The 477-nt window shown below is 43.8% G+C and carries 1 protein-coding gene; it reads right to left on the reverse strand.

The window, feature by feature from the left end; translation table 11 throughout:
* Nucleotides 1-477: hypothetical protein (locus tag WFZ86_RS20155; protein WP_342693619.1), on the reverse strand; the 477-nt coding region annotated here is incomplete at both ends.

Genomic DNA, 477 nt, shown 5'->3' on the forward strand with positions numbered 1-477 from the left:
GTAATCGTAGGAAGTGTAGCAGCATCTGCAACAGGGGCTGTAGTATCCGCTATTACAATACTTTGATTTTGTGTCGTGCTGTTGGTTCCATCTGAATATGTCCAAACTACTGTTGTAGAAGATGTAATAGGAAGAACGGCTGTAGTACTAGCTGTAACAACTCCCAAGCAATTGTCGGTAGCCGTTGGTGGAGTAAGACTCGTAACACTACATTGTGCGGTAATCGTAGGAAGTGTAGCAGCATCTGCAACAGGGGCTATAGTATCCGCTATTACAATACTTTGATTTTGTGTCGTGCTGTTGGTTCCATCTGAATACGTCCAAACTACTGTTGTAGAAGATGTAATAGGAAGAACCGCTGTAGTACTAGCTGTAACAACTCCCAAACAATTGTCGGTAGCCGTTGGTGGAGTAAGACTCGTAACACTACATTGTGCAGTAATCGTAGGAAGTGTAGCAACATCTGCAACAGGGGCT

It is taken from the genome of Flavobacterium polysaccharolyticum (genome assembly GCF_038739875.1).
GTDB classification, from domain to species: Bacteria; Bacteroidota; Bacteroidia; order Flavobacteriales; family Flavobacteriaceae; genus Flavobacterium; species Flavobacterium polysaccharolyticum.